This is a genomic window from Roseateles sp. P4_D2, assembly GCF_056401875.1.
In genome coordinates this window covers 94,263-104,430 of the sequence record NZ_JBFUIM010000003.1, presented here as the reverse complement: position 1 = coordinate 104,430, position 10,168 = coordinate 94,263, and the positions used below count along the sequence as shown (strand labels likewise).

Genomic DNA, 10,168 nt, shown 5'->3' with positions numbered 1-10,168 from the left:
GTCTCCCGGTCAGGCGGCGGAAGCAAGCGCGCGGGTGCGCTCGTCCTCGGTGCGGGTCACCGCATCGGCCGGGATGTGGAAGTCACGGTCGTAGTTGAAGGTGTGGACGATGGACGCGATGACGGTGGCGGCAAAGGTCGCCGCGGCGATCCAGTACATATGCCAGATCAGCGCGAAGCCCATGGCCGTGGCCAGCATGGCGATGATGAATCCGGCGCCGGTGTTCCTGGGCATGTGGATGGCCACGAAGCCTTGGCGAGGGCGCTCGGCATTGCGCTGCTTCATGTCGTGCCAGGCGTCCATCTCGTGGGCGACGGGCGTGAAGGCGAAGTTGTAGTCCGGCGGCGGCGAGGATGTGGACCATTCCAGCGTGCGGCCACCCCAGATGTCGCCCGTCGTGTCGGCCAGTTCCTTGCGACGCCAGATGCTGACGGCGATCTGCACCAGGAAGGCACCGATACCGCAGGCCACGATGCCCGCACCGATGGCGGCGACGACGAAATAGGGTTGCAGCGTCACGTCATCGAAGTGGCTGACGCGGCGCGTGATGCCCATCAGGCCCAGCACGTACAGCGGCGTGAAAGCGACCCAGAAACCGATGAACCAGCACCAGAACGAGACCTTGCCCCAGAAGGCGTCGAGGCGGAAGCCGAAGGCCTTGGGGAACCAGTAGTTGATGCCGGCGAAGGCGCCGAACACCACGCCGCCGATGATGACGTTGTGGAAGTGGGCGATCAGGAACAGGCTGTTGTGCAGCACGAAGTCGGCCGCCGGCACGGCGAGCAGCACGCCGGTCATGCCGCCGATGGTGAAGGTGATCATGAAGCCCACCGTCCACAGCATCGGCACCTCGAACTTGATGCGGCCACGGTACATCGTGAACAGCCAGTTGAAGATCTTGGCGCCCGTCGGGATCGAGATGATCATCGTCGTGATGCCGAAGAAGCTGTTCACGCTCGCGCCCGAGCCCATCGTGAAGAAGTGGTGCAGCCAGACGAGGTAGGACAGGATGGTGATGACGACCGTGGCATAGACCATGGACGCATAGCCGAACAGCTTCTTGCGGCTGAAGGTGGACACGACCTCCGAGAAGATGCCGAACACCGGCAGCACCAGGATGTAGACCTCGGGGTGGCCCCAGATCCAGATCAGGTTCACATAGAGCATGGCGTTGCCGCCAAGGTCGTTGGTGAAGAAGTTGGTGCCGAGGTAGCGGTCGGCCGTCAGCAGCGCCAGCGTCGCGGCGAGAACCGGGAAGGTCGCGACGATGAGCACGTTGGTGCACAGCGACGTCCACGTGAAGACGGGCATCTTCATCATGGTCATGCCGGGCGCGCGCATCTTGATGATGGTGGCGATCAGGTTGATGCCCGAGAGCGTCGTGCCCACCCCCGCGATCTGCAGCGACCACAGGTAGTAGTCCACGCCGACATCGGGGCTCGCCAGGATGCCCGACAGCGGCGGGTAGGCCAGCCAGCCGGTCTTGGCGAATTCGCCAATGAACAGCGACAGCATGACCAGCACGGCACCGCCGGCCGTCATCCAGAAGCTGAAGTTGTTCAGGAAGGGGAAGGCCACGTCGCGTGCGCCGATCTGCAACGGCACGACGTAGTTCATGAACCCGGTCACGAAGGGCATCGCGACGAAGAAGATCATGATGACGCCGTGGGCCGTGAAAACCTGGTCGTAGTGGTGCGGCGGCAGAAAGCCGGCGTTGTCGGCGAAGGCCATGGCCTGGTGGGCGCGCATCATCAGCGCGTCCGCGAAGCCGCGCAGCAGCATCACGACACCCAGGATGATGTACATGATGCCGATCTTCTTGTGGTCGATGCTGGTGATCCAGTCGGTCCACAGATGGCCCCAGAGGCGGAACTTGGTGATCAGCGCGAATACCAGCGCGCCGCCCAGCACCACGGCAATGAAGGTGGCGACGAGGATGGGCTCGTGCAGCGGCAGCGAGTCCCAGCCGAGGCGGCCGAGGATGGGATGCAGCTGATCGAGCGTCTGGTGTTGGGCAACGACGGGATTGGACATCGGTCGGTCTCAGTTCTTCAGCGCGACGGGTGAAGCCTCGGGGGCTTCGACAGGCAGGCCCTGCAGGTTGGTCGGCGTGCACAGCGCGGCCACCACCATGCGGTCGCGCTTGTTCCCTTCGGCATCGCGCCAGGGGCTGCGCATCGTGCTGGCCACGCCGCCCTTGCCGGCACCGCCGGCTGCGTCGATGGCCATCATCTGGCTGGCGCACATCTTCTTGCCGTCGACGCAGCGGTCGACGATGGCGCTCCAAAGGCCGGGCTCGACACTGGCGAAGCGGCGAATGGGTTCCTTGGTGCTGGGCTGCTCGAGCTTGAGGTAGTCGGCACGGGTCAGCGTGTTGCCGCCGGCCTTGTTGCCGTCGACCCAGCGCGCGAATTCTTCGTCCGTCAGACCGTGGAATTTGAAGCGCATGTCCGAGAAGCCGGCACCGCTGTACTGGGCCGACAGGCCGTCATACACGCCGGCCTTGTTGATGACGGCGTGCAGCTGGGTCTGCATGCCCGGCATCGCGTAGATCATGCCGGCCAGGGCCGGCACGTAGAAGGTGTTCATCACCGAGGTGGACGTGAAGCGGAAGTGGATGGGGCGGTCCACCGGCGCGGCCAGTTCGTTGACGGTCGCGATGCCCTGCTCGGGATAGATGAAGAGCCACTTCCAGTCCATCGACACCGCATAGACCTCCAGCGGCTTCACGTCGGCGGCGACGGGCCTGCCCTCGGCGATGCGGTCCAGCGGGCGGAAGGGGTCGAGCTTGTGGGTGCTGATCCAGGTGATGGCGCCCAGCGCGATGATGATCAGCAGCGGCGCACCCCAGATGACGAGTTCCAGACGCGTGGAATGGTCCCAGTCCGGCGCGTACGTCGCCTCCTCATTGGACTGGCGGTAACGGTATGCAAAGAGCAGCGTCAACGCGATCACCGGGACGATGATCAGCAGCATCAGCAGCGTGGATGTGACGATGAGCTGGGCCTGCTGTTGCGCGATGTCGCCATGCGGCTTCATCACGATCCAATCGCAGCCAGACAAAGCGAAGCTGGCTGACAAGACCAGGGCGCTGTTGAGGAGAGACTTGTTGGGGTACATCCTGAGGCGCGCGCAAGGGTTAACGATCTTGCTCGCAGCGATGGAATGTAAGTTGATTGAGGTAAATCAACGATTGGACATTTTGTCCAAGGCACAGACGGAGACAAGCCCGAAATGGCAGTTGCAGGTAGTACTTTCCATCACCCCAATTCCGGTCCCGTGACCACCCGGACGGACGAGGACCTCGCCCCCGGCGATATCGCAGTCGGCGTCATCATCGGCCGCGCGTCGGAGTATTTCGACTTCTTCGTCTTCGGCATCGCCTCGGTGCTGGTCTTCCCGCAGGTCTTCTTCCCCTTTGCCGACCGCCTGACCGGCACGCTTTACGCCTTCCTGGTCTTTGCGCTGGCATTCGTCGTCCGACCGGTCGGCACGCTGATTGGCATGTCCATCCAGCGCCATTTCGGCCGCTCCGCCAAGCTGACCGCCGCCCTCTTCCTGCTCGGCTGCTCCACGGTCGGCATGGGCTTGCTGCCCGGATATGCCGAAGCCGGTAGCGCGGCCATCTGGCTGCTGGCGCTGGCCCGCGTCGGCCAGGGCCTGGCCTTGGGCGGCTCCTGGGACGGCCTGCCCTCGCTGCTGGCGCTGAACGCGCCGCCCGACCGCCGCGGCTGGTACGCCATGCTGGGCCAGCTCGGCGCGCCACTGGGCTTCTTTGTCGCCTCGGGCGTGTTCCTGTACGTCTTTGGCAACCTCGATGCCAAGGACTTCCTGTCCTGGGGCTGGCGCTTCCCCTTCTTCACGGCCTTCGCGATCAACGTCGTCGCGCTGTTCGCCCGGCTGCGCCTGGTCGTCACGCATGAGTACGAGAAGCGCATGGAGGAGCAGGAGCTTGACCCCGCCTATCTGCGTGAGCTGCTGCCGGCCCAAGGCCACCACATCGTCATCGGCGCCTTTGCAGCCCTGGCCAGCTATGCCCTCTTTCACCTGGTGAGCGTGTTCCCGCTGTCCTGGGTGGCTCTGTCCGATGCGCAGGGCATCGAGGACTTCATGAAGATGGAGCTGCTCGGCGCCGCCTTCGCCGCCGCCGCCATGCCGATGTCCGGGCTCATCGCCGACAAGATCGGCCGACGCAGCTATCTCGGCACGATGGCGATCGCCATCGGCGTGTTCGCGCTGTTCGCGCCGCTGATGCTGGGCGGCGGCAAGCCGGGCCAGGCGGCCTTCATCCTGATCGGCTTCGTGATGCTGGGCCTGTCCTATGGCCAGTCTGCCGGCTCGGTGACGTCCAACTTCCTGCCGCACTTCCGCTACACCGGCGCGGCGCTGACGGCCGACATGGCCTGGCTGCTGGGCGCGGCCTTTGCGCCCGTCGTGGCCCTCTTCCTGTCCTCACGCTTCGGCTTGGTGTCGCTCAGCCTCTACCTGCTGTCGGGCGTGGTTTGCACGCTGGTGGCGCTGCGGGTGAACAAGCGGCTGCAGGCTGCGGCCGTCGTTCAAGACTGAGGACCCGCGCTCCGGCAAAGGCGGGCTCAGGCCCGCCTTTGTTTTGCCCCAACAGTTTCCATTATCGGAAAGTTTCCGTACACTTAGCCATCACGGAAACTTTAGAGCCGCCATGTCCCTGACCCTGCACTACCACCCGCTGTCCTCCTACTGCTGGAAGGTCCTGATCGCCCTCTACGAGAACGGTGCGCCGTTCGAAGCCCGCAATGTCAATCTCGGCGACCCGGTGGCACGCACGGCCTATGCAGCGCTCTGGCCCACGGCCAAGATCCCGCTGCTGGTCGATGGCGAGCGGGTGGTGCCCGAAACCTCGATCCAGATCGAATACCTGGACCACCACCATCCGGGCCGCGTGCAACTGCTGCCCGAGGACTTCGAGGCGCAGCTGGAAGTGCGTTTGTGGGACCGCGTCTTCGACCTGCATGTGATGACGCCCATGCAGCGCTTCATCGCCCAACAGCTGCGCCCCGAGGCCGAGCGCGACGCGGCCACGCTGACCGGCACTGTCAACGACTTGGGGCTGGCCTACGACCTCATCGAACGCCGCCTCGGCGACCGCGAGTGGGCAGCAGGCGAGTCCTTCACGATGGCCGATTGCGCAGCTGCACCGGCTCTGTTCTATGCCGCCATCGTGCGGCCCTTCTCGCCCGCACACGCCAAGCTCAGCGCCTATTTCGAGCGCCTGCTCGCCCGCCCCTCGGTCTGGCGCTGCATCGTCGAGGCTCGCCCCGTCTTCCAGTACTACCCTCTGCGCCATGCCCTCCCCGCTCGCTTCCTCGCCGACTGACGCGCGCCTGGACCGCCTTTTCGCGGCGTTGGCGGACGGCAACCGGCGCGCGATGGTCGACCAGCTCAGCCGCGGGCCGGCCTCGGTGTCGGACCTCGCCAAGCCCTTGAGCATCGCCCTGCCCTCGGCGTTGAAGCACCTGGCGGCACTGGAAGCGGGCGGCCTTGTGCAATCGGACAAGGCCGGTCGCGTGCGCACTTACCGCATCGCGCCCGATGCCTTTGGCGGCCTGGAGGACTGGGTGGCCACGCGCAAGGCGATGTGGCATCGCCAGTTCGACGCCCTCGACGCCCTTCTCGAAGAACAGGACAAACAACCGTGACGACGACTCCCGCTGCCCACACCAGCTTCGTGCTGGAGCGCCGCTTCAAGGCCTCGGCCACCCGCGTGTTCGCCGCCTGGGCCGACCCGGCCACCAAGCAGCGCTGGTCCGACTGCCATGCCGAGACGAACGCCACGGAGTTCAGCATGGACTTCCGCCCCGGCGGGCAGGAGATCTACCGCAGCGCCCTGCCCGACGGTACCCAGCTGGCCGTCGACAAGGTGTTCCTGGACATCGTGCCGCAGGCGCGCATCGTCTTTGCCTACTCGATGGCGGCGGACGGTCGCGCGCTGTCGGCCTCACTGGTCACCGTGGAGTTCTCCAACAGCCCGGCTGGCTCGACGTTGAAGCTGACCGAGCAGCTCGCCTATCTCGACGGGCATATGGACCTGGAGCAGCGCCGGCGTGGCACCGAAGAAGGCCTCGACCGGCTGTTGCTCGAAGTCGACGCCGCTTAACCGAACGCCTTGCGCGCGTTCTGGAACATTCGCAACCAAGGGCTGTGCAGCGCGCGGTCGCCGCTGGTCCAGCTCATCTGCACGTTGCGGAAGACACGCTCGGGGTGAGGCATCAGCGCGGTGAAGCGGCCATCGGCCGTCGTCACCGAGGTCAAGCCGCCCGGGCTGCCGTTCGGGTTGAACGGATAGGCCTCGGTCGCCTGGCCGTGGTTATCGACAAAGCGCATGGCCTGGATGACCTTGCTCGCATCGCCCTGGCGCGCGAAGTTCGCAAAGCCCTCGCCGTGAGCGACGGCGATGGGCGCGCGGCTGCCGGCCATGCCCTTGAAGAAGACGCTGGGCGAATCCAGCACCTCGACCAACGCGAGGCGGGCCTCGTACTGCTCGCTCTGGTTGCGCGTGAAGCGCGGCCAGGCGTCGGCGCCCGGGATGATGGGCGCGAGTGCGGCCAGCATCTGGCAGCCGTTGCAGACGCCCAGGGCCAGGGTGTCGGAGCGGGAGAAGAAGGCACGGAACTGCTCGGTCAGCACCGGGTTGAACATGATGCTGCGCGCCCAGCCTTCGCCGGCGCCCAGGGTGTCGCCATAGCTGAAGCCGCCGCAAGCGACGAAGGCTGCAAAGGCGTCCAGCTTGACGGCACCCGACTGCAGGTCGCTCATGTGCACGTCGAAGCTGTCGAAGCCGCCCAGCGACATCGCATAGGCCATCTCGACATGCGAGTTCACGCCTTGCTCGCGCAAGATGGCGACCTTGGGGCGGGCACCCGTTGAGACGAACGGTGCTTCCGGCGTGAACGTCAGGTGCACGTGCAGACCAGGGTCATCCGCCTTGCCAGCCGCCGCGTGTTCAGCATCGGCGCCGGCCGGGTTGTCGCGCAGTTTGGCGATCCGCCAGCTCACCTCATCCCAGGTCTGCTGCAGCGCCGAGAGGTCAGCAGCAAAGACCTTCTTCGCATCGCGCCAGACTTCCATCTGTCGCGCCGCATTCGGCTTGGCCACGACATGCGAATGCTTGGACAGGCCATGCGCGCGCAGCACCTGCATGACGGCGTCGCGGTCGGCCGCGCGCACCTGGATCAACGCGCCCAGTTCCTCGCTGAACAGCGCGCGCAGCGTCAGCTCCTCGCGACGGGCGCTGACCTGGGCGGCCCAGTTCTTGGAGTCGCCCATGTCGGCGCGGCTGTCGCTGATGCCGTCCCCTTCGGTGACCAGCATGTCCACGTTCAGGCTCAGGCCGGTCTGGCCAGCAAAGGCCATTTCGCAGGCAGCCGCCCACAGGCCGCCGTCCGAACGGTCGTGATAGGCCAGCAGCTTGCTCTCGGTGCGCAGTTCGTTGATGGCATTGACCAGCGAAACCAGCAGCTTGGGCTCGTCCAGGTCGGGCACATCGGCGCCGAACTGGTTCAGCGTCTGCGCCAGGATCGATCCGGCCATGCGGTGCTGGCCCTGGCCGAGGTCGATGAGGATGGCGCACGAGTCCTCGCGCTGCCATTCCGGCGTCAGCGTGCCGCGAACGTCGGCGATGCTGGCAAAGGCCGTGACGATCAGCGACACCGGCGCGGTGACCTGTTGGCCATCCCACTTGGTGCGCATCGACAAGGAGTCCTTGCCGACCGGGATCGAGATGCCCAGCGCCGGGCACAGCTCCATGCCGACGGCCTTGACCGTGTCGAACAGCGCAGCGTCTTCACCCGCTTCGCCGCAGGCGGCCATCCAGTTCGCGCTGAGCTTCACGCGCGGCAGCTCGAAGGGCGCGGCCAGCAGGTTGGTGATGGCCTCGGCCACGGCCATGCGGCCGGAAGCCGGCGCGTTGACGGACGCCAGCGGCGTGCGCTCGCCCATGCTCATCGCTTCGCCGGCAAAGCCGTTGAAGTCGGCCAGCGTGACGGCGCAGTCCGCCACCGGCACCTGCCAGGGGCCGACCATCTGGTCGCGGTGGTTCAGGCCGCCCACGGTGCGGTCGCCGATGGTGACGAGGAAGCGCTTGGCTGCAACGGTCGGGTGGCGCAGCACGTCGAACGCCGCCTGCTCCAGCTTGACACCGGACAGGTCCAGCGCGCCGCCGCTGCGGGCCACGCGCTTGACGTCGCGCTGCATCTTGGGCGGCTTGCCGAGCAGCACGTCCATGGGCATGTCGATGGGGTGGTCGGTCACTTCCGTGTCGCCATCGACCAGCTTCAGGTCGCGCTCTTCGGTGACGACGCCGACGACGGCGAAGGGGCAGCGCTCACGCGCGCACATCGCCGCAAAACGATCCAGGCTGCCCGGCGCGATGGCCAGCACATAGCGCTCCTGGCTCTCGTTGCACCAGATTTCCTTCGGCGCGAGACCCGACTCCTCCAGCGGCACCTTGCGCAGGTCAAAGCGCGCGCCGCGGCCGGCGTCGTTGACAAGTTCCGGGAAGGCATTCGAGATGCCGCCCGCGCCGACGTCGTGGATGGCCAGCACCGGGTTCTCTTGCCCGAGGCCCCAGCAGTGATTGATGACCTCCTGCGCACGCCGTTCGATCTCAGGGTTGCCGCGCTGCACGGAGTCGAAGTCCAGGTCGGCCGTGTTGGTGCCCGCCGCCATCGAACTGGCCGCGCTGCCGCCCATGCCGATGCGCATGCCGGGGCCGCCCAGCTGGATCAGCAGGCTGCCGGCCGGGAACTCGATCTTCCTCGTCAGGTCCGAGCGGATGGTGCCCAGGCCGCCGGCAATCATGATGGGCTTGTGATAGCCGCGGCGCACGCCGTCCACGGTCTGCTCGTAGACGCGGAAATAACCCGCCAGATTCGGCCGGCCGAACTCGTTGTTGAAGGCCGCGCCACCGAGCGGGCCCTCGATCATGATCTGCAGCGCCGACGCGATATGCGCCGGCTTGCCCACGGGGTTCTGCTCCCAGGGCTCGTTCAAACCCGGCAGATGCAGGTTGGACACCGAAAAGCCGGTCAGGCCCGCTTTGGGCTTGGAACCGCGGCCGGTGGCGCCTTCATCGCGGATCTCGCCGCCAGCGCCCGTGGACGCACCCGGGAAGGGCGAGATGGCCGTCGGGTGGTTGTGCGTCTCCACCTTCATCAGCACCTCGGCCTGCTCGGCGCGGGCCGTGTAGGCCGAGCCCGGCGCGTCGGCGGCCATCCAGCRCTGGATGGCGTGGCCTTCCATGATGGCGGCGTTGTCCGAGTAGGCGACGACCGTGTGCTGCGGGTTCAGCTTCTCGGTGTTGCGGATCATGCCGAACAGGCTCAGCGGCTGGGCCTCGCCATCGACGATGAAGCTCGCATTGAAGATCTTGTGACGGCAGTGCTCGCTGTTGGCCTGGGCGAACATCATCAGTTCGACGTCGCTGGGGTTGCGGCCGAGCTTCCTGAAGTTGGTGTCGAGGTAGTCGATCTCGTCGGCCGACAGCGCCAGGCCGAATTCAACATTGGCCTTCTCCAGCGCCGCGCGGCCCTGGCCGAGTACGTCGACATGCGCGAGCGGCTCGGCCGTGCGTTCGTCGAACAGATGGGCGGTGGCTTCGCGGGTGAAGCACACCGACTCGGTCATGCGGTCATGCAGCAGTTCGGCGCAGGCCTGCAGGTCGGCTTCGCTCAGCGACTTGGCGCCGCCGAGCAGGCCGGGCTTGAGGGCGACGCGGTATTCAACGACGCGCTCGACGCGCTTGAGCGCCAGGCCGCAGTTGCGTGCAATGTCGGTGGCCTTGGACGCCCAGGGGCTGACCGTACCGAAGCGCGGCGCGACGACGACGAGGTCGCCGGTGGCTGCAGCTGCGGCCGGTTCGCCATAGGTCAGCAGCGCCTCGAAGCGCTGGAGCGCATCGCCGGCCATCGCCGTGTCCGTCCAGACCCAGTGCACCGCGCGGGCACTGACGGCGCTGATGCGCTCGTTGACCTGTTGCAGCCGGCCCAGCAGGGCTTGGGCACGGAAGGCGGACAAGGCGTTGCCGCCCTCGAAACATTGCAGATGCAGGGTGCGGGTCATGGCGTCGGGAGGCGGGGCCGCGCGGCCGGCGTAAGGGGAAACCAGCATTCTAGGCGGCCGCAAGCGCCGCGCC

The 10,168-nt window shown here is 66.5% G+C and carries 7 protein-coding genes; 4 read left to right on the top strand and 3 right to left on the bottom strand.

Annotated elements, in window-relative coordinates; translation table 11 throughout:
• Positions 1-9 precede the first annotated feature (9 nt).
• Together cyoB and cyoA are read right to left on the bottom strand one after the other, a co-directional pair.
• Positions 10-2,034, bottom strand: coding sequence for a cytochrome o ubiquinol oxidase subunit I (gene cyoB / locus AC1DW0_RS06335; protein ID WP_477945184.1), 2,025 nt, complete (start codon positions 2,032-2,034; stop codon positions 10-12).
• Between the two features lie 9 nt (positions 2,035-2,043).
• On the bottom strand, positions 2,044-3,120 hold the full coding sequence (cyoA, locus tag AC1DW0_RS06330) for a ubiquinol oxidase subunit II (protein WP_477945183.1): 1,077 nt from the start codon (positions 3,118-3,120) through the stop codon (positions 2,044-2,046).
• 114 nt (positions 3,121-3,234) lie between these two features.
• On the opposite strand from cyoA, the gene AC1DW0_RS06325 reads away from it, so the two are divergent.
• The 4 genes from AC1DW0_RS06325 to AC1DW0_RS06310 all read left to right on the top strand — a co-directional run bounded on the left by AC1DW0_RS06325 (position 3,235) and on the right by AC1DW0_RS06310 (position 6,133).
• A complete protein-coding gene (locus AC1DW0_RS06325) occupies positions 3,235-4,566 on the top strand; it encodes an MFS transporter (protein WP_477945182.1) in 1,332 nt (443 codons plus the stop codon).
• A 112-nt stretch (positions 4,567-4,678) separates the two neighbouring features.
• The gene (locus tag AC1DW0_RS06320; protein ID WP_477945181.1) at positions 4,679-5,353 is read left to right on the top strand and encodes a glutathione S-transferase family protein; all 675 of its coding nucleotides are present in this window, start codon (positions 4,679-4,681) and stop codon (positions 5,351-5,353) included.
• Positions 5,322-5,675 (top strand): ArsR/SmtB family transcription factor, encoded by a 354-nt coding sequence (locus AC1DW0_RS06315; RefSeq protein ID WP_457322962.1) that lies wholly within the window; start codon positions 5,322-5,324, stop codon positions 5,673-5,675. The genes AC1DW0_RS06320 and AC1DW0_RS06315 overlap by 32 nt, the downstream gene beginning before the upstream one ends.
• Positions 5,672-6,133, top strand: coding sequence for an SRPBCC family protein (locus tag AC1DW0_RS06310; RefSeq protein WP_477945180.1), 462 nt, complete (start codon positions 5,672-5,674; stop codon positions 6,131-6,133). Before AC1DW0_RS06315 ends, AC1DW0_RS06310 begins: the two co-directional genes overlap by 4 nt.
• Here AC1DW0_RS06310 and purL read toward each other — a convergent pair.
• Complete coding sequence (gene purL / locus AC1DW0_RS06305; RefSeq protein ID WP_477945179.1) at positions 6,130-10,095, bottom strand: phosphoribosylformylglycinamidine synthase; 3,966 nt, start codon at positions 10,093-10,095, stop codon at positions 6,130-6,132. The two genes, AC1DW0_RS06310 and purL, sit on opposite strands and share 4 nt — an antisense overlap.
• Positions 10,096-10,168 lie beyond the last annotated feature (73 nt).

Coding starts and splice junctions, on each gene's coding strand:
- cyoB (WP_477945184.1), bottom strand. CDS start 2,034: ATGTCCAATCCCGTCGTTGCCCAACACCAGACGCTCGATCAGCTGCAT.
- cyoA (WP_477945183.1), bottom strand. CDS start 3,120: ATGTACCCCAACAAGTCTCTCCTCAACAGCGCCCTGGTCTTGTCAGCC.
- AC1DW0_RS06325 (WP_477945182.1), top strand. CDS start 3,235: ATGGCAGTTGCAGGTAGTACTTTCCATCACCCCAATTCCGGTCCCGTG.
- AC1DW0_RS06320 (WP_477945181.1), top strand. CDS start 4,679: ATGTCCCTGACCCTGCACTACCACCCGCTGTCCTCCTACTGCTGGAAG.
- AC1DW0_RS06315 (WP_457322962.1), top strand. CDS start 5,322: ATGCCCTCCCCGCTCGCTTCCTCGCCGACTGACGCGCGCCTGGACCGC.